The 18,163-nt window shown below is 41.1% G+C and carries 20 protein-coding genes; 17 read left to right on the forward strand and 3 right to left on the reverse strand.

The features are described 5' to 3' along the window. Positions 1 to 23: 23 nt before the first annotated feature. From IJE10_08735 to IJE10_08745, 3 genes are all read left to right on the forward strand, one after another. On the forward strand, positions 24 to 1,715 hold the full coding sequence (locus tag IJE10_08735; GenBank protein MBQ2968187.1) for a DUF5596 domain-containing protein: 1,692 nt from the start codon (positions 24 to 26) through the stop codon (positions 1,713 to 1,715). Between the two features lie 225 nt (positions 1,716 to 1,940). Further along, positions 1,941 to 3,284, forward strand: a complete 1,344-nt coding sequence (locus IJE10_08740; protein MBQ2968188.1) for an MBL fold metallo-hydrolase — start codon at positions 1,941 to 1,943, stop codon at positions 3,282 to 3,284. 74 nt (positions 3,285 to 3,358) lie between these two features. Beyond that, positions 3,359 to 4,630, forward strand: coding sequence for an alpha-L-fucosidase (locus IJE10_08745; protein MBQ2968189.1), 1,272 nt, complete (start codon positions 3,359 to 3,361; stop codon positions 4,628 to 4,630). Between the two features lie 35 nt (positions 4,631 to 4,665). On the opposite strand, the gene IJE10_08750 is transcribed toward IJE10_08745, so the two are convergent. From IJE10_08750 to IJE10_08760, 3 genes are read right to left on the reverse strand one after another with little or no spacing between them, the layout of a single operon-like run. Further along, the gene (locus tag IJE10_08750; protein MBQ2968190.1) at positions 4,666 to 5,235 is read right to left on the reverse strand and encodes a manganese catalase family protein; all 570 of its coding nucleotides are present in this window, start codon (positions 5,233 to 5,235) and stop codon (positions 4,666 to 4,668) included. Positions 5,236 to 5,247: 12 nt separating this feature from the next. Then, positions 5,248 to 5,496, reverse strand: a complete 249-nt coding sequence (locus IJE10_08755) for a spore coat protein CotJB (protein MBQ2968191.1) — start codon at positions 5,494 to 5,496, stop codon at positions 5,248 to 5,250. After that, a complete protein-coding gene (locus tag IJE10_08760; protein MBQ2968192.1) occupies positions 5,493 to 5,621 on the reverse strand; it encodes a spore coat associated protein CotJA in 129 nt (42 codons plus the stop codon). Before IJE10_08760 ends, IJE10_08755 begins: the two co-directional genes overlap by 4 nt. A 161-nt stretch (positions 5,622 to 5,782) precedes the next feature. Here IJE10_08760 and IJE10_08765 point away from each other — a divergent pair, with 161 nt between their 5' ends. The 14 genes from IJE10_08765 to IJE10_08830 all read left to right on the forward strand — a co-directional run bounded on the left by IJE10_08765 (position 5,783) and on the right by IJE10_08830 (position 17,995). Beyond that, the gene (locus IJE10_08765; protein MBQ2968193.1) at positions 5,783 to 7,309 is read left to right on the forward strand and encodes a hypothetical protein; all 1,527 of its coding nucleotides are present in this window, start codon (positions 5,783 to 5,785) and stop codon (positions 7,307 to 7,309) included. A gap of 244 nt (positions 7,310 to 7,553) precedes the next feature. Beyond that, positions 7,554 to 8,480 carry a 1-phosphofructokinase gene (gene pfkB / locus IJE10_08770; protein ID MBQ2968194.1) on the forward strand — a complete coding sequence of 309 codons (927 nt, stop codon included), beginning with the start codon at positions 7,554 to 7,556 and terminating at the stop codon, positions 8,478 to 8,480. Positions 8,481 to 8,541: 61 nt separating this feature from the next. Next, entirely contained in the window at positions 8,542 to 8,844 is a 303-nt protein-coding gene (locus IJE10_08775) for a hypothetical protein (GenBank protein ID MBQ2968195.1), read from the forward strand. After that, entirely contained in the window at positions 8,837 to 9,952 is a 1,116-nt protein-coding gene (locus IJE10_08780; GenBank protein ID MBQ2968196.1) for an ATP phosphoribosyltransferase regulatory subunit, read from the forward strand. Before IJE10_08775 ends, IJE10_08780 begins: the two co-directional genes overlap by 8 nt. Next, positions 9,945 to 10,577, forward strand: a complete 633-nt coding sequence (locus tag IJE10_08785; protein ID MBQ2968197.1) for an ATP phosphoribosyltransferase — start codon at positions 9,945 to 9,947, stop codon at positions 10,575 to 10,577. Before IJE10_08780 ends, IJE10_08785 begins: the two co-directional genes overlap by 8 nt. Further along, on the forward strand, positions 10,570 to 11,844 hold the full coding sequence (gene hisD, locus IJE10_08790) for a histidinol dehydrogenase (protein MBQ2968198.1): 1,275 nt from the start codon (positions 10,570 to 10,572) through the stop codon (positions 11,842 to 11,844). Before IJE10_08785 ends, hisD begins: the two co-directional genes overlap by 8 nt. A 5-nt stretch (positions 11,845 to 11,849) precedes the next feature. Further along, positions 11,850 to 12,911: a histidinol-phosphate transaminase gene (locus IJE10_08795; protein MBQ2968199.1), complete on the forward strand. Its 1,062-nt coding sequence runs from the start codon at positions 11,850 to 11,852 to the stop codon at positions 12,909 to 12,911. Further along, entirely contained in the window at positions 12,911 to 13,498 is a 588-nt protein-coding gene (gene hisB / locus IJE10_08800; GenBank protein MBQ2968200.1) for an imidazoleglycerol-phosphate dehydratase HisB, read from the forward strand. Before IJE10_08795 ends, hisB begins: the two co-directional genes overlap by 1 nt. Continuing rightward, a complete protein-coding gene (hisH, locus tag IJE10_08805; protein ID MBQ2968201.1) occupies positions 13,498 to 14,115 on the forward strand; it encodes an imidazole glycerol phosphate synthase subunit HisH in 618 nt (205 codons plus the stop codon). Before hisB ends, hisH begins: the two co-directional genes overlap by 1 nt. Before the next feature lie 6 nt (positions 14,116 to 14,121). Beyond that, entirely contained in the window at positions 14,122 to 14,835 is a 714-nt protein-coding gene (hisA, locus tag IJE10_08810) for a 1-(5-phosphoribosyl)-5-[(5-phosphoribosylamino)methylideneamino]imidazole-4-carboxamide isomerase (GenBank protein ID MBQ2968202.1), read from the forward strand. Beyond that, positions 14,832 to 15,590: an imidazole glycerol phosphate synthase subunit HisF gene (hisF, locus tag IJE10_08815; protein ID MBQ2968203.1), complete on the forward strand. Its 759-nt coding sequence runs from the start codon at positions 14,832 to 14,834 to the stop codon at positions 15,588 to 15,590. The genes hisA and hisF overlap by 4 nt, the downstream gene beginning before the upstream one ends. A gap of 12 nt (positions 15,591 to 15,602) precedes the next feature. Beyond that, positions 15,603 to 16,253, forward strand: coding sequence for a bifunctional phosphoribosyl-AMP cyclohydrolase/phosphoribosyl-ATP diphosphatase HisIE (locus IJE10_08820; protein ID MBQ2968204.1), 651 nt, complete (start codon positions 15,603 to 15,605; stop codon positions 16,251 to 16,253). Next, entirely contained in the window at positions 16,250 to 17,020 is a 771-nt protein-coding gene (locus tag IJE10_08825) for a histidinol-phosphatase HisJ family protein (GenBank protein ID MBQ2968205.1), read from the forward strand. Before IJE10_08820 ends, IJE10_08825 begins: the two co-directional genes overlap by 4 nt. A 15-nt stretch (positions 17,021 to 17,035) precedes the next feature. After that, entirely contained in the window at positions 17,036 to 17,995 is a 960-nt protein-coding gene (locus IJE10_08830; protein ID MBQ2968206.1) for an AEC family transporter, read from the forward strand. Positions 17,996 to 18,163 lie beyond the last annotated feature (168 nt).

The raw sequence follows: 18,163 nt of genomic DNA on the forward strand, positions 1-18,163 counted from the left end.
TAAAATAGGAAAAGAGGTGATTGATGATGAAGATTTTTGACGGACATTTTCATGCTCGTATGACTGAAGCAAATCCGAGGGACCTGCTTCAAAAAATGGAAAAGGCTGGTGTATATGGCGGTTGTGTTTTTTCGAATAAGCCCTATATTCCGGGTCAGCCCTATAAAACCGTGTATTCTTTTCAACAAAGAATGGATGAAGTACTTTCCTGGACAAAGGATTGTCCTGACAGATTGTTCCCGGTTATCTGGGTGCATCCCGATGAAGAAAACTTAATAGAGAATCTTTCTTTGGCGAAAGAAAATGGCATTTGTGCTTTTAAAATGTGTGCTAATGATTACTATGTGTATGAAGAAAAAGCCATTAAAGTGCTAAAGGAAATGGCGCGTATAGATATGCCGGTATTTTTCCATTCCGGAATTTTGTGGAGTGACGGCACGCCGGAATCCAAATACAATAAACCGCTCAACTGGGAAGCTCTCATTGAAATTGAAGGACTCCGTTTTTCCATGGGACATTGCTCCTGGCCCTGGGTGGATGAGTGTATTGCTATGTATGGCGAATTTTTAAACGGTTTGATTTCCAAAAACACGGCGGAAATGTTTTTTGATATTACACCAGGCACACCCCAAATTTACCGTGAAGAGCTTTTGACAAAGCTTTATACCGTTGGTTACGATGTAGGTAACAATATTTTCTTTGGTACTGATGCCAATGCGTTTGATTATAATTCCGAATGGGCGGCCGACTGGCTCGAAACCGACAGAAAGATTATGGATAAGCTCGGGGTTTCAAAAGAAAACCGCCAAAAGCTTTATCATGACAATCTTTTGCGCTTCTTAGGGAAAACACCGGTTAAAATTGAACATCTCAGTCCCGAGTGTGACAATTCCAATTCCTGGAGATGTGACAATCCGAAAGTAAAGGATATTATCCGTAAGCGATACGAAAGTATTGGCTTCGACCCTTCTTACAATGAAGCTTTTTCCGAAGCATTGGAAACGATTAAAATTTCGGACGCGATAACCATTGAAGACTATGATGTGAACGAAAAAGACGGCAAACGCAATCTTCTTTCGTATCTGTTTATGTTGGATGCTTTGGAAAAGAAATACGAAGAAAAGGGAATCCCGAAAGAAATCTTTGACGATACGGTAAAAGATCTTTCCCGATGGACAGATACCTGGACAGATGTGAAAAACGAGCTATATTTGGGCGAATTGTCCTGGCTGAAGCACCATTACGAAATGAAGCTTTTTAAAATCGGCAGACTGCAGTTCTGCATGGGTGAATGTGAACATGATATCCCTTCTAAAGGTTTGAAAGTAGGCGACACGGTTATGGAAATACATATTCCTGAAGCCGGTCCGCTGGATAAAGAAGCGTGCAAAGCATCCATCGAGCAGGCGAAATCATTCTTTTCTAAATATTTCCCTGAATTTGAGTATAAATACTTCACATGTCATTCCTGGTTGTTAGACCAGACCCTTTCTGAAATTTTAAACGAAAACAGCAATATTTTAAAATTCCAGGAACTGTTTGAAATTGTGGACCGTGATGAAGCAGACTCTCTTTTAGGTTATATTTTCAAGTGGAAAATTAACCGCCGTCAGGCACTAAGTTGTGTATGCAACTCAGGTTTTGCTCAGCGCGTAAAGGACAGAATTTTAAAGAACGGCAAATTTTATAACGGTCTTGGTGTAATCGAAAAGTAAAGCGGAAAAGCAGATGCGAAGCGCATCTGCTTTTTTGAAATTTACTTTTTTCTGTTCAAAAGTGACATTTCTGATAAAATAGATTGAACTTTAAAGCAAGCTATGTTAAAATATATTTAATAAGGTTAAATAATTGCTTGTGACAGCAAAAATATTAATGAATTGAAAAGGAGCAACAGTATATGAAAAAAAACAGCATCAATTTTACTCTGTCTGACAATATTCATGTCCCTTTGCAGTTGCGGTACGAATCTTGGCTTTACGGCAGAGGTGAAGCCTGCTACGGAACACACTTTGGTGTTGAATACCGATGTGTATAATCAGTTGGATTTTGATGAAACGAAGGAGTCGGAGTTTGCCGTAAAGGGCTTGATTGATGCACCTGATGCCCTTGAAATCAAGGATGAAGACGGTCATGTAATATGGAGTCAGAAGGCGTATGCTTTTATCGAAAAAAACGAAAAAGCACCCGATACTGTTAATCCGAGCCTGTGGGAAAACACAAAAAACAATTACGCGTACGGATTGTTTGAAGTGGTTGACGGAATTTATCAGGTTCGCGGTTATGATATGGCGAATCTGATGGTTATCGAGGGTGATACCGGATGGATTGTGTTCGATACGCTTATAAGCGTTGAGTGCAGTAAGGCAGCAATGGAGCTTGTTGAAAAGAATCTTGGAAAAAGAGACGTGCAGGCGGTTGTCATTTCACATTCGCATGTTGACCACTTTGGCGGAATAAAAGGGATAATAACGCAGGAAGAGGTTGCAGACAGAACACTTCCTTTATCAGAACAAATTGCAAGCGGTAAAATTCCTGTGATTGTTCTCGAGCATTTTATGGAGCATGCAGTAAGTGAAAAATATATGGGTTGGTATGATGCGAATCCTGTTCATCTGAATCCGCTTGCTCCATCAGAGAGCGCAAAAAAGTGGATAGAGTATCTTGGGGATGTTGACAAAGTGCTGGAGATGGCAAAAAAAGACTTTGAAAACGGCGAATATCAGTGGGTTGCTGAAATCACAAATGTGATTGTTTTTGCCGATCCCGAAAATAAGGATGCGAGATATTTGTGCGCAGATGCATTGGAACAGCTCGGCTATCAGGCTGAATCCGGTACATGGAGAAATGCATATCTGTCTGCAGCAAAAGAGCTTCGGGAGGGGAATTCCGCAGGACGAGGAAAGGCTGCTACCTATGATGGTGATATGCAGAAGAACATGACTGCGTCTATGCTGTTTGATTATATAAGCATTGTTCTTGATAAGCAGAAGCTTGCCGACGAGGATTTTGTTGTTAATTTTAAATTAACAGACGTTGCAGAAAATTATACGGTGCACTTTAAATTTGGTGTGATGCTTGTTTATGAAAACAAGCTTTCGGACAATGCGGATATGATGCTTACCTGTCCGAGGAATGCACTGTTTTTGATATTGCAGAGAAATTATGATGGTATAAAGAAATTTATTCAGGTTGAAGGAAATACGAAGTATCTTGACCTGATTACGGATAATCTTACGGAGTTTGATGTTTCTATGCCGGCAAAATTCAATATTGTTGAGCCGTAATGAATGTGTAGAGCATACTAAACCAAACTGGATTTTCGACAGTGCTTATACTAAAAATGAAAGAGGATAATAAAATGAATCTGGAAGCCTATCAACAAGAAAATGCAAAAACCCGTGATAAAAGAATGTATTGGTGGCGGGATGCAAAATTCGGTCTTTTTGTGCATTACGGCATTTACTCCTGCTATGGTAGAGGAGAATGGATAAAACTGCGCGAGGGCATTTCTTCGGAAGAGTACATGGAAACCTTGAATACAAAGCTTAATTACAAGCCCGGAATGGCTGAAGAGTGGGTGAAATGCGGAAAAAAAGCGGGCATGAAATATGCTGTGCTCACAACACAGCATCATGATGGTTTTTCCTTGTGGAATTCTGAACAAAATCCGTACAATGCTGTTAACTACGGTCCGAAAACAGACATTGTAAAAGAATTTGTGGATGCCTGCCGTAAACACGGTTTAAAAGTCGGACTTTATTTTTCCCTTGCGAACTGGGAGCTTCCGGATGGAAGCCTTTGTCGGTTTGATGAACAAGCACGTCTTAGATTTCTTGCACATATTAACAAGCAGATGCGTGAGCTTATGACACAGTATGGTGAAATTGACCTGCTGTGGTACGATGGACAAGGCACTTTTTCCACGGCTGAAGAGTGGGGTAGCTTAGAGAGAAATCAAATGGTGCGCGAGCTGCAGCCAAACATTATTATAAACGACCGAAGCATTTTGTCCGAAGATTACGGAACGCCTGAGGATGAACTCAATTACAGCAAAATGAAAGGGGATTGGGAGGCGTGTATGCGGTTTAGCACAACAGCTTTTGGCGGTGTGGATCACGAAAAGGCATATCCCTTTAAAATCAATGCCCATGATATTATAAAGCTTATGTCCAAATGTCAGTATGGTGGCGGAAATCTGTTGTTTAACATTTCGCCCAATGCGGATGGCAGTATCGACGAGTACGAAAAGAAAACCCTTGAAACGGTCGGAAGGTGGATTGAAAGACATAAAGAAGCGGTGTACGGCGCGTCACAAAGAGGCGGGAGCGGGGCAAACGGAATCAGCACTTCTGCAAGAAAGGGCAATAAAGTCTATCTCTGGAACTGGATTTGGGGCGGTACATCTCAACGTATAAACGGATATAAAAATGTGCCGAAATCGGTACGGTGCATCACTAACAGCGAAAATGTAGATTTTTCTTATGAAAACGGCGTAATTCATTTTTTGAATTTGCCGGAACAATCGCCGGATGATATTTTAAACATTGCAGTATTTGAGATGGATTTCGGCGACGAAGCACCAATTTACGAGCTGGTTCCACCAAACATGATGAAATTGATGAACATATAAATAAAAGCGACAACCGTACGGTTGTCGCTTTAAATTTAATACAGCTTCTTTTTACCTTTTAATTCGTTCAGTTGATTCATGATTTCGCCAAATCTCTGAAAATGCACGATTTCGCGCTCCCGCAAGAAGCGTAGTGGGTCAATAACATCCGGATCATCCGCCATATCCAAAAGATACTCATACGTCGAACGTGCTTTCTGCTCTGCGCCCATGTCCTCTGCGATGTCGGTGATGGGGTCGCCTTTTACCTGCATAGAAAAGGCATTGTAAGGCACACCGCCTGCGGACATAGGATATACGCCCAATCCATGGTCTACATACATCGGGCCGTAGTCACGCATAATCTGTTCTTCGGATGCGCCTCTTAAAAGCTGTCGTACCATTGTCCCAACCATTTCGAGATGCGCCAGTTCTTCTGTGCCCACATCCGTCAGAATGCCTTTTGCTTCTTTGGTAGGCATGGAATAACGCTGGGATAAATAGCGAAGAGATGCACCAAGCTCGCCGTCCGGACCACCGTATTGGCTGATGATTAGTTTTGCCATGCGGGGATCGGGGCGTTTGATATTGATTGGATACTCTAATTTCTTTTCATATTGCCACATAGTTCATCCTCCTTATTCAAACATATTTTCCCAGGGCCACGGATTGTCAAGCCAAGCCCAACTTGTGGGATTGTTGCTTCCGGCGGTCAGGGGTTCGTATTTTTCTTCGTATTCTTTCCATAATTTTTGCCATTCTTCTTTATAGTCATTATAATAGGAAATGGCATTGGAATCGAAAGGATGTGTATCCAGATACTGACCTAAGTCAATCAGCGTAAATTGCAAAGCCATAATCTGTTCCATCATTTCTTTTTGCGTCATTTACGGTCCCTCCTTGTAATATAGGGCATATAAAGCTCCGGATAAATTGTACCGCGCTTTAAGCCTTCCATAGGCTCAAAGGTGTCGGCACCGTATTGCGGAACAACAAATGCCGCAGCCAACATATTCGGGACAAACCATACAGTTTTATCGTTATTGTTATTATTGTTTGTCTGATTTGCCATGTTTTTCAACCTTTCCGTAACCAAACGGTTACAATAACAGTTTATGAAAATGTCAATTTTTGGTGCAAAAAATCTCCGACACCATTCAGAAGGTGGGGGATGTGTTTAACGGTATTCGTGGCAAGCGAACGGAGCTTACTTTTGCAGAACAGGTGCAACAGAAGCTTTCGGATGCAATGTATAAGACCTCGAGACAAAACAGTGTGAATATCGGTATGCAGGCACTTGCTGAGGGGTATGGCTTGAACAAACATATAGTAAAACCAACTGACGTTTCATATTCATTTGTTGGCAAGAGTCGAGATGGGAGACGTATGTATAAAAGTGGGTTCCTTCCTGATGTCTCATTAGAAACACGTATTGATGAGTTTGAAAAAAGAATTGCATCTGTTTTTAATTTTGGTGCAGTTCATTTAGATGCTCGAAAGAAAAAAATTACAGTCCAAGGTGATAAGTTTACTGCAAAGAAAAATATTTATGGGGATAACGCAAGTTCAAGCGAAGAGTTTCATGCGAAAATTAATTCGCTTTATGATATGGCCGATATTCTTGAAAACAGTGTATATGTTCAACGTAGTCCTTTACTTGAAATTGAACCAAGCGTTTTGGGAGAAAAACCTAAAAATGACGCACATAAAAACGTTAAATATTGGTATCAGTTTGAAAGTAAAATATATCTTGATAATGTTCCGTTTGACGTGGTTTTTTCTATTAGAGATAAAGGTGACTCACAATATCAATATTCTATTGAGTTTAAAAAGAGAGGAACTTCTTCGGTCAGCAATACGATTCCAAAACAGAATCTCCTGCTATCGAATAAAAGTTCCTCTATAAAAAATATAACACAAAACACGTCAAATGTCAAGCCGGAAAATGATGGAACGAAACAGTATGCGAAGGTTGGTATTGACACAGTTCAGGCTGATGTGATAAAATCAAATCAAAAGAGTGCGAATGATGTTTTTGTCAATCATGAAGAACAGGTATTATCGATTGCGGATTCATTGAGAGGTATGCCCGGTATTTTGTATAATAATGGTGCAACTATAAAAATACCGAATTCCGATATGGAGGTTTTACGGCACACTTTTAAGACAGCCGAACATTATTCGAACAGGACTGAGGGATTGCTTGATTGTATTGCGTGTTCCGGGCGTAAGGACACAAAGCATTATTTCTATCTTTTTTACAAAGGTGATGGTGGAACTGTTGCACCAATATTCCGATTGGACTTTAACTATTTAGATAATTACAGTGGAGAAATAGAATTTGTTTTAAAAGAAATGGGGTATGAGGCAGATGAGTTCATTAAAACACAATCTGACAGAAGCACACAAGCAAATGATAGTGTGGTTGACGAAATTAGGAATTCCAAGAGACGTTATAGCGCTAACATTATTTCTTTGCCCGAAGGAACAGGATATACTAAGACTAGCGGATTATATAATAGAACTGGACGACAAGGGACAACAGCTGACGAAATCTCTTCTTCTAGAGTATCTGATGGATGGGCTGAAGAACGGGTAACTGATTTGAACAAGCAGTATATGATTCCTTTGAATGCAGAAATTGAGGCAGAACACAGAAAGCAGATGGAGTCCATTGCCGTTTTTGTGGATGTTGTTTGAAAGATAGATTGGAATGTACAACAGATAGAATGCTATACGTTTTATAAAAATAGGAGTTGACTCCGACGCAGCCACCATTGAAGGTGTAACCGACGTAAAAAACGAGTCAACTCCTATTTCTAATTTAAGCATACAACAAAACGCAGAAGAAGTCAACCAAAAACACATATTTCAATACGTTCATTGACATTTTAAGCAAAAGCATATATAATATAAGAAATGTTTTTTAGGAGATTTGGTGAAAATGATTTACACAGTAACTTTAAATCCGTCACTTGACTATATTATGCGGATTCCGCATTTCAGAGATGGCGAAGTAAACCGTTCTGCAGAAGAGGCGGTTTTGCCGGGCGGAAAAGGTATTAATGTTTCGCTAGTGCTACAAAATCTTCACATTCCTAGTGTTGCACTTGGCATTACTGCAGGTTTTACGGGTGCTGAAATAGAGAGACTTCTCTTGAATCGAGGCATTCAAAGTGAGTTAATACGGTTAGAAAATGGATTTTCGCGAATCAATGTTAAATTAAAGGCTGAACAGGAAACCGAGGTGAACGGAAACGGACCTGCGGTTTCATCGAATGCGTTAGATGCGTTGTATGGTAAAATCAAGCAGTTAAATGAGGGAGATATTTTGGTGCTTGCAGGCAGTGTGCCGGGTAGTATCCCTAAAACCATTTACGCAGATATTGCTGAATTTACCCAAAACAAAAATATAAAGCTGATTGTGGACGCTGAAAAAAATTTGCTTTCTCCATGCTTGCAATATAAGCCATATCTTATAAAGCCGAACCACATTGAGCTTGCTGACTTTTTCGGTGTTGAAATCAGGTCTTTGGCTGATGTAAAGCATTATGCAGTGGAGCTTCGGGAACTTGGCGCAAGAAATGTAATGGTTTCCATGGCAGGGGACGGTGCAATACTGGCATCGGAAGACGGAGAGGTCTGTTTTTGTCCTGCACCCCGAGGTAAGGTAATCAACTCTACAGGTGCAGGTGATTCTACAGTTGCAGGATTCCTGACAGCTAAAGAAAAACATTTTAATTATGCAGATTGCTTGCGTTTTGCAGCTTGCGCAGGAAGTGCATCCGCTTTTTCGCAGAATTTGGCAACAGAAGAACAAATTCTTGCTCTTTTTGGCAAAATTAGCCCTGAAACAGTTAAAAAATTATAAAAAACTATTGACTTTAGCGATTTAGTGTGTTAAAATGTGAAAGTGTATTGGAGGTCATACTATGGATAAAATGAGAAATCCCGAAACAGACAGACTTTTTCAGGTGATTTTAAACTTAGAGTCGTTAGATGAATGCTATGATTTTTTTGAAGATATCTGCACGGTAAAAGAATTGCAGTCTATTTCCCAGCGTTGGGAAGTGGCAGAGCTTTTAAACCAAAATATCAGCTATCAGGAAATTTCAAAAAAAACGGGTGCGAGTACCGCAACCATCAGCCGTGTAAACAAATGTCTTGTGTACGGCAGAGACGGTTATACTTCGGCATTACAGAAAATGGCAGAAAAGGGGAAAAACAATGATTGACAACACAGTGCTCAGAAACGATGAAAAGGCGGTTTTTGCGCTTCGTTCTCTGTATCGCAAATACGGATATACCCAGTACAAAATGAGCAAATTTGAAGAGTATGACCTGTATGTGCGGAACAAGGATTTTCTGGTTTCTGAGAACGTTATCACATTTAATGATACCGATGGCAGACTGATGGCGTTAAAACCAGACGTTACACTGTCTATTATAAAAAATACAAAAGAAACGAAAGACTATGTGCAAAAGGTATACTATGACGAAAACGTATACCGTGTTTCCAAAGGTACAAATGCATTTAAAGAAATTATGCAGGTGGGCTTGGAATGTATCGGTGCAGTGGATGACTACTGCATTTTTGAAGTTTTAATGCTTGCAGCGGAAAGCTTAAACAGTATTTCAGGTGATTTTATTTTAGATGTTTCGCATTTGGGCATTCTTTCGGCACTTTTGGAAGAATTACATCTTTCGCCCGAGGCGGAAAAGGAAGTAATTGCCTGCATTTCCGAAAAGAATGTACATGGCATCGAAAACGTTTGTCAGAAAGAGCAAAAGGACGGCTTTAAGCTCAAAAAACTTGCCGCTACATACGGAAGTCCCGAAACCGTTTTGCCTGTTTTAAAAGAACTTTCAGAAAGCGATGCGGTGCAAACAGCAGTTGCACAGCTTGAAAAAGTTCTTCTGATGCTAAAAAACTTTAGTGTGTCTGAAAAAATCCGTCTTGATTTTTCGGTAATCAATGACACCCATTACTATAACGGGATTGTGTTCAAAGGTTTTGTAAACGGTATTCCTACCGGTATTTTAGCAGGCGGTCAATATGACAAGCTGATGCAGAAAATGAAAAGAAATACAAAAGCTATCGGCTTTGCTGTATATCTGGATTTATTGGAGCGCTTGAACGAAAACACCGAAAGCTATGATGTGGATGCGGTGATTTTGTATGATGAAGATGCAAATGCGGATGCGCTTTATAACGCAGTAAAGCTTCTGACCGATAACGGCAAGCGCGTGATGGTGCAAAGAAGTGTACCCGAGAAAATCCGTTATAAACAACTTTTGAAATTACAAGAGAGAGGAGTGGAGATTGTTGAAAACAATGCTTAATGTTGCACTCCCCAAAGGACGGCTTGGCGAAAAGGTGTATGCCATGTTTGAAAAAGCAGGCTTTGAATGTCCGTCTATTCATGAAAATAACCGTAAACTGATTTTTGAAAACCCTGAAAAAGGTATCCGCTATTTCTGGGTAAAACCGTCGGATGTTGCCATTTATGTTGAACACGGTGCGGCAGACATCGGTGTTGCAGGCAAGGATATTTTGTTGGAATATGCACCTGAAGTTTATGAGCTTTTGGATCTGGATATCGGTAAATGCCGAATGGCGGTTGCCGCAAAGAATGATTTTTATGACGACCCGCAAAAGACTCTGCGTGTTGCCACTAAATTTTCCAATATCGCAAAAAAATTCTACACCGAGCAGGGCAGAGACATTGATATTATTCACTTGAACGGTTCCATTGAAATCGCACCGATTTTAGGGCTTTCGGACGTCATTGTGGATATTGTAGAAACCGGAACCACTTTAAAAGAAAACAATCTGGAGGTTGTAGACACCATTGTGCCCATCAGCGCAAGATTGATTGCCAACAAATCCAGCTTTAAGTTTAAAAACGAACAGATTGAAACCATCATCCGGAGTATGACAGAACAAATGGAGGCAAAAAATGATTAAGATTTTAAAATACGGGGAAGTGGCAAACGAAGATATTTTTGCCAGAGTTGTCCCGAAAATGAATGTGGAAGAAATTGTTTCGGACATCATTCAGACAGTACGTAAGGATGGAGATAAAGCACTTTTGATGTACTGCGAAAAATTTGATAAGGCAAAACTTAACGCTTTACTGGTTTCGGATGCCGAAAAAGAAGAAGCAATGCAGTTGGTAGAGCCTCGCTTTTTGGAGATCTTACAAAAAGCATCCGAAAACATTCGTAAATTTCACGAAAAGCAGGTTCGTCAAAGCTTTATTCAGAATGACGAAAACGGCATTGTAACCGGGCAGAAGGTTATTCCGGTTGACCGCGCAGGTCTTTATGTGCCGGGCGGTACAGCGGCATATCCGTCCACCGTTTTAATGGATGCTATACCTGCTAAAATCGCAGGGGTAAAAGAGGTTGTTATGGTAACGCCTCCCGGTGCGGACGGAAAAATCAATCCGGTTATTTTGGCCGCTGCACAGATTGCAGGTGTGGATAAAATCTTTAAGCTTGGCGGTGCGCAGGCAATTGCGGCACTGGCATATGGCACAGAATCCGTTCCGAAGGTGGACAAAATTGTAGGCCCGGGTAATGCCTTTGTTGCAGAAGCGAAAAAGCAGGTATATGGTATTGTTTCCATTGACATGATTGCAGGTCCCAGTGAAATTTTGGTTGTGGCAGACAAAACCACAAACCCGAAATTTGTTGCGGCAGATTTGCTTTCTCAGGCGGAGCATGATAAAATGGCAAGTGCGGTTCTGGTTACCGATTCCATGGAATTGGCTTTGGCTGTACAGCAACAGCTTGAAGAACAGATTCCGCTTTTGGAACGGGCTGAAATTGCAAGAACTTCTATTGATGAAAACGGTAAAATCATTGTAGCCGATAACTTGGGCGTGGTAATCGAAATTGCAAACGAGATTGCACCCGAGCATTTAGAGCTTTGTGTAGACAACCCCTTTGATTATTTAGACGGTATCCGGCATGCAGGTTCTATTTTCATGGGCAAAAATTGTCCTGAAGCTTTAGGTGATTATTACGCAGGTCCGAATCACACCCTGCCCACAAGCGGTACGGCAAAATTTTCAAGTCCCTTGTCGGTGGATGATTTTGTGAAGAAAACCCAGTATACCTATTACACAAAAGATGCTTTGAAGCGCGTTGCAGAGGATGTGGCATTCTTTGCGGAAAAAGAAGGATTGACAGCACACGCAAAAAGTGCAACCATCCGTTTTGAGGAGTGAATCATTTGAGTCGTTTTTTCAGTGACAAGTATAAAACACTTGTCCCTTATACACCCGGCGAACAGCCGAAAGAAATGAAATACATAAAATTAAATACCAATGAATCGCCGTTTCCGCCTTCTGCAAAAGCGATAGAGTATGCTTCAAAGGCAGCGGAAAATGCACAGTTGTATTCAGACCCCGAGTGCCGTGACCTGGTTAAAACTTTTGCGACCGTTTACGGCGTTTCAGAAAAGGAAATCCTTTTTACCAACGGGTCGGACGAAATTTTAAACTTTGCATTTATGGCATACTGTGACGAAAACACGCCTGCGATATTCCCAAACATTACCTATGGCTTTTACAGCGTGTTTGCAGAAATTAACAGAGTGCCCTTTACCGAAATTCCGCTCAAAGAGGATTTTACAATTGATATCAGCGATTACTGCGGTGTAAACAAAACGGTATTTATTGCAAATCCCAACGCACCGACGGGTATCGCACTTCCGCTTTCGGACATTGAACGCATTATAAAATCCAATCCGGATAACATTGTGGTTGTGGATGAAGCGTACGTGGATTTTGGTAACGAGAGCGCGGTTTCACTGATTCATAAATACGACAATTTGCTTGTAACCCAAACCTTTTCCAAATCCCGTTCTTTGGCCGGCGCAAGACTTGGCGTGGGTATCGCAAACGAGAAGCTGATTTGTGATTTAAATGCCATTAAGTATTCCACAAATCCGTATAACGTAAACCGCATGACCATGGCGATGGGCGTTGGCTGCATGCTGGATGAAGCATACACAAAATCAAATTGCAAAACCATTATTGAAAACCGCGCTTATACTGCAAAGGCTTTAAAAGAAATGGGTTTTGAAATGACTGATTCTACTGCAAACTTCCTGTTTGTTAAACATCCCTCTTTTTCAGGAGAAACTTTATATCTGGAGCTTAAAAAAAGAGGTGTTCTCGTTCGGCATTTCACCAAAGAAGAAATTAAAGAGTATAACCGTATCACGGTCGGCACAAGAGAGCAAATGGATGCGCTTCTTTCGGCTGTGAAAGAAATTTTGGAGGGCAAATGATGCGTATTGCAGAAATTAACCGCAAAACTGCGGAAACCGATATTCAACTTAAACTTAACTTAGACGGCACGGGCAAAAGTGACATTCAAAGCGGTTGTGGTTTTTTGGATCACATGCTGACTCTCTTTGCAAAGCATGGTCGTTTTGATTTAAACGTAGTTTGTAAAGGCGACACATGGGTGGACGATCACCACACCGTTGAAGATATCGCTATTTGCTTGGGCGAGGCTTTTTTTGAAGCACTTTCCGATAAAAAGGGCTGTGTTCGCTATGGCAACATGATTCTTCCCATGGATGAAACCTTGATTTTATCTGCGGTGGATTTGTCGGGCAGAAGCTATTTAAATTGTGATTTGCAAATTCCGACTGCAAAAGTTGGCACATTTGATACAGAGCTTACCGAAGAGTTTTTCTTAGGGTTTGTAAGATGTGCAAAATGCACCTTACATATCAAACAACTTGCAGGTTCCAATGCACACCACATCATTGAAGGAACTTTTAAATCTGTTGCAAGAGCTTTAAAGCAAGCGGTTGCTATTGACCCCGCTTTTGCAGACGAAATCCCGTCCACGAAAGGGGTTTTATAATGGTTGCGATAGTAGATTACGGTGTAGGCAATCTGTTTTCTCTGGCAAGCTCCTTTGGCGCAATTGATGTGGAAACGGTTGTAACCGGGGATGTAGAGGTGATTCGCTCAGCCGATAAGATTATTCTTCCCGGTGTTGGTGCGTTTGGAGATGCGGCAGATAAACTTCGTGCTTCGGACTTAGATGCCGTGTTGAAAGAAGAAGCGAAAAAAGGCAAACCGATTTTGGGAATTTGTCTTGGCATGCAACTTCTTTTGGATAAAAGCTTTGAATATGGTGAGCATGAAGGCTTAGGGTTAATTCCCGGAGAAATCCGTCCCATTTCGGATGTTATTCCTAAGGATTATAAAATCCCGCACATCGGCTGGAATGCATTGCATTTCGGAGAAGAAAAGCATCCTATTTTCAAACATCTGAAAGAGGGCGATTTCGTTTATTTTGTGCACTCTTATTATGGTGCAAACTGCTCTGAAAGTGTGATTGCTACAGCGGAATACGGTGCTGAATTAACCGCGGCAGTGGCATATAAAAATGTGTGTGGCTGTCAGTTTCATCCCGAAAAAAGCGGAGAAGTGGGACTAAAAATTTTACGAGCATTTTGTGAAATGGAGGCGTAACAACATATGTTTATATACCCTGCAATTGACCTCTATGAAGGTAAAGCGGTTCGTCTTTTAAAGGGCGAATATGACAAAATGACGGTGTATAGCGAAAATCCCGTAGAGATTGCAAAAGATTTTGAAAGCAAAGGTGCGTCCTTTTTGCATCTTGTAGATTTAGAGGGTGCTAAAACAGGCGGTACCCCCAATCTTGAAACCATTAAATATATTAAAGAAAATACAAATCTGTTTACCGAAGTAGGTGGCGGCATCCGCAGTATGCAGGTGGTTGATACTTATATTGAAGCTGGCGTAAACCGTGTTATTTTAGGTACAGCTGCGGTAAGCGACCCGGCATTTTTGGAAGAAGCCGTAAAAAAACACGGCGAAAAAATTGCCGTGGGGGTAGATGTGAAGGACGGTTTTGTTGCTATTAAAGGCTGGACTGAAAAATCACAGTATTCTTGCATGGAATTTTGCGAAAAAATGCAGAATTTGGGTGTAAAAACCATTATTTGTACCGACGTTTCTAAAGATGGCGCCATGCAGGGAACCAATCATGATTTGTACCGTGAATTACAGCAGAAATTTGATATTGACATCATTGCTTCAGGGGGTGTTTCCTCTATTGAAGATGTGGAAAAGCTTGCAAAAATTGATATGTACGGTGCAATCATCGGCAAAGCATACTACACCGGTGCAATTGATTTAAAGCAGGCAATTGAGGTGGCAAAATGATAACAAAAAGAATTATTCCGTGTCTGGACGTAAAGAACGGACGTGTGGTTAAGGGCGTAAATTTTGAAGGAATCTCGGATGTTTCTTCACCTGTGGAACTTGCAAAATATTACAGTGACAACGGTGCAGATGAGCTTGTATTTTATGATATCACAGCGTCAGCTGAAGGCAGAGCACTTTTTACCGACATTTTAACCGAGGTTGCCAAAACCATTTTTATTCCGCTCACTGTTGGAGGCGGTATCAACGAGGTTTCGGATTTTGACCGGGTTTTAAAATGCGGTGCGGATAAAGTGAGTGTGAATTCCGGTGCTATCCGTAATCCAAATCTGATTTATGAGGCTGCAAAGCGCTATGGTGACCAATGTGTTGTAATCTCTGCTGATGTAAAGCGGGTAGATGGCGTGTTTCGTGTGTTTGCAAAAGGTGGCAGAGAAAACACGGGCATGGAAGCGGTTTCCTGGATCAAAAAATGTGTGGACTTAGGTGCAGGTGAAGTGGTGCTGAATTCCATTGACACCGATGGTGTGAAGAATGGCTTTGATTTAGAAATGTTAGATGCGGTCTGCAATGCAGTTTCTGTTCCTGTTATCGCATCGGGCGGCGCAGGCGGAATCAAGGATTTTATTGAATTATTCCACGCTCTGCCTAAAGTGGATGCCGGGCTTGCAGCGTCCATTTTCCATTTCAAAGAGGTTGCCATTCCGGATTTGAAACAGGCTTTAAAAGCTGAAAATATCCCCGTAAGAATTTAAAGGAGAATGAAAATGATTACAATTGACGATTTGAAATTTGATGAAAAAGGGTTGATTCCTGCTATTGTGGTGGATGCCATCACAAAGAAAGTTTTAACCCTTGCATACATGAACAAGGAAAGCCTCGGCATTTCTATGGATAAGGAAAAAACTTGCTTCTGGAGCCGATCCAGAGCAGAGCTTTGGTTGAAAGGGGAGACTAGCGGAAACTATCAGCACATTGTATCCATTACTGCAGATTGCGATAAAGATGCTTTGGTGGTTGTGGTGGAAAAAGACGGCCCTGCGTGTCACCTGGGTACCGATTCCTGTTTTGAAAATCTGCTCTGGGAAAGTGATAGCCGTTCCGAGTTTTCGCTTCAGTCCTTAATGGATTTGTTAATCGGCAGAAAAGAAGAAAAGAAAGAAGGCTCGTACACAACTTATCTTTTTGAGAAGGGGATTGATAAAATCCTTAAAAAAGTTGGCGAAGAAAGCACAGAGGTTATCATTGCTGCAAAAGACGATGATAAAAAAGAAACCATTTATGAAATTGCAGACCTTGCATACCATGTAATGGTGATGATGGTTGAAATGGGCATCACCCTTGAGGATGTGCACAAAGAGCTTGCATCCCGGCATGTTATTGACCATAAAGTAAAGCAGGAGAAAATGACCAAATGATTTTACAAGACATGCATGTACATACCTGCTTTAGTGACGGTAAGCATACCCCTGAAGAGGTTGCAGAATCCGCATACAAAATGGGCGTTTTAAAGCTGGGCTTTTCAGAGCACGGCTTTACGCCTTTTGACAACAGATACTGTATGCCGGAAGAAAAGGAAGCTCTATACCGTCAGACGATTGCAGAATTAAAAGAAAAATACAAAGGAAAAATGGAAATCCTTTGCGGTATTGAGCAGGATTTGCGCGCAGGGAAACCGAAGCACGGGTACGATTATGTTATCGGTTCTGTTCACTATCAGCAGGCGGACGATAAGTGGTATGATGTGGATGGTACATTAGAGGAAATCAAGGAAATGGTTTCTACCCACTTTGACAATGATATTTATATTTATTGCGAGAAATATTTTGAAAATGTTTCTAAAGTGGTGGAAGAGACAGGCGCAGATATTATCGGTCATTTTGATTTGCTCACAAAATTTAACGAGCAGGAGCCTCTGATTGACGAAACGCATCCAATGTACCGTGCGGCATGGAAAAAGGCAGTCGATTATCTTCTGCAATTTAATAAACCTTTTGAGATCAACACAGGTGCAATTTCCCGGGGCTATCGCACCACGCCTTATCCTAACCCTGAAATTTTAAAATATATTCTGGATAACGGCGGTAAAATTATGCTTAACAGCGACAGTCACAGCAAAGACACTTTGTGTTATAAATTTGATTTAGCAGAAGAAATCGTAAAAAAGCTCGGATATAGCTTATAAAGGGGTAGTGTGAACATGCTAAATGACATTTTGTACAGCGCCGGCGTTATAGCACCGATTTTTATCATGGTCATTCTCGGCTTTGTTTTAAAGCAGACACAATTTTTAAGCGAAAGCTTTTTTAACGGCTGTGATAAAATCGGCTTTAAGCTTTGTTTACCCTGTTTACTTTTTATTGACATCGCATTTGTGGACTTAAATAAAAGTCTGAATTTAAAACTGATTCTGTTCTGCTGTATGGCAGTGACGGTTCTTTTTGTGTTATCCACATCAATTGTAAGTGTTTTTTTAAAAGATAATGCCAAACGTGGAGCATTTATTCAGGGTATGTGCCGCTCCAATGCGGCAATTTTGGGTGTAACGGTTGCTCGTAATATGTTTCCGGTAGTTGGCGAGCCTGCCATCGCCATGTGTCTGCCGTTTGTGGTAACACTTTACAATATCTATTCTGTAATTGTTTTAAGTGTGTTCGCTCCGGTTGACAAAAAAATGACCGCCAAAGAAATGACGGTCAATGTTTGCAAAAAAATCTACACCAATCCGCTGATTATCGCCATCGCCCTTGCACTTTTATGGAATGTGTCGGGACTTAAAATGCCCGGTTTTGCAAACCAGAGCATTTCTTACTTGGGTGAGATGGCAGTGCCGTTGGCACTTATAAGCCTTGGTGCGAGCTTTGATTTAAATGCGTTAAAGGGAAGAGTTGGGCTTGCGGTTTTGTCTTCTGTAATGAAAACCGTTGTTGTTCCGCTTGTCGCTGTGTTTTGTGCTTATTTTTGCGGAATACGAACGGTTGGACTTGGTATTGTTCTGATAATTTTCGGTGGTCCTACAGCCGTTTCCAGCTATATTATGGCAAAGCAGATGCAAAGCGATTATAAAATGGCAGGTCAGATTATCGTAATTTCTACCTTGATGTGCATCTTTACGTTGTTTTTAGGTGTGTTTATTTTGCGAACTTTAGCATTAATATAAAAGAAAGCGAAACAGTTTGCTGTTTCGCTCAGACTGTCGAAAAAGTCGTTCTACCGCAAGCAAAGAACTATTTGTTATTCTGAGCGAAGCGAAGAATCTCCGGTTTGAACAGATGTTGAATGGAGCGGAATCCATCGAGGATTCCGCTCCATTGCTTGCTTTTTGTCA

This window comes from Clostridia bacterium (assembly GCA_017410375.1).
Lineage (GTDB): Bacteria > Bacillota > Clostridia > RGIG6154 > RGIG6154 > RGIG6154.

Coding starts and splice junctions, on each gene's coding strand:
- IJE10_08785 (MBQ2968197.1), top strand. CDS start 9,945: ATGCTTAATGTTGCACTCCCCAAAGGACGGCTTGGCGAAAAGGTGTAT.
- IJE10_08830 (MBQ2968206.1), top strand. CDS start 17,036: ATGCTAAATGACATTTTGTACAGCGCCGGCGTTATAGCACCGATTTTT.
- IJE10_08780 (MBQ2968196.1), top strand. CDS start 8,837: ATGATTGACAACACAGTGCTCAGAAACGATGAAAAGGCGGTTTTTGCG.
- IJE10_08740 (MBQ2968188.1), top strand. CDS start 1,941: ATGTCCCTTTGCAGTTGCGGTACGAATCTTGGCTTTACGGCAGAGGTG.
- hisH (MBQ2968201.1), top strand. CDS start 13,498: ATGGTTGCGATAGTAGATTACGGTGTAGGCAATCTGTTTTCTCTGGCA.
- IJE10_08750 (MBQ2968190.1), bottom strand. CDS start 5,235: ATGTGGCAATATGAAAAGAAATTAGAGTATCCAATCAATATCAAACGC.
- hisB (MBQ2968200.1), top strand. CDS start 12,911: ATGCGTATTGCAGAAATTAACCGCAAAACTGCGGAAACCGATATTCAA.
- hisD (MBQ2968198.1), top strand. CDS start 10,570: ATGATTAAGATTTTAAAATACGGGGAAGTGGCAAACGAAGATATTTTT.
- IJE10_08735 (MBQ2968187.1), top strand. CDS start 24: ATGATGAAGATTTTTGACGGACATTTTCATGCTCGTATGACTGAAGCA.
- IJE10_08820 (MBQ2968204.1), top strand. CDS start 15,603: ATGATTACAATTGACGATTTGAAATTTGATGAAAAAGGGTTGATTCCT.
- IJE10_08755 (MBQ2968191.1), bottom strand. CDS start 5,496: ATGACGCAAAAAGAAATGATGGAACAGATTATGGCTTTGCAATTTACG.
- IJE10_08760 (MBQ2968192.1), bottom strand. CDS start 5,621: ATGTTGGCTGCGGCATTTGTTGTTCCGCAATACGGTGCCGACACCTTT.
- IJE10_08745 (MBQ2968189.1), top strand. CDS start 3,359: ATGAATCTGGAAGCCTATCAACAAGAAAATGCAAAAACCCGTGATAAA.
- pfkB (MBQ2968194.1), top strand. CDS start 7,554: ATGATTTACACAGTAACTTTAAATCCGTCACTTGACTATATTATGCGG.
- IJE10_08775 (MBQ2968195.1), top strand. CDS start 8,542: ATGGATAAAATGAGAAATCCCGAAACAGACAGACTTTTTCAGGTGATT.
- IJE10_08825 (MBQ2968205.1), top strand. CDS start 16,250: ATGATTTTACAAGACATGCATGTACATACCTGCTTTAGTGACGGTAAG.
- hisF (MBQ2968203.1), top strand. CDS start 14,832: ATGATAACAAAAAGAATTATTCCGTGTCTGGACGTAAAGAACGGACGT.
- hisA (MBQ2968202.1), top strand. CDS start 14,122: ATGTTTATATACCCTGCAATTGACCTCTATGAAGGTAAAGCGGTTCGT.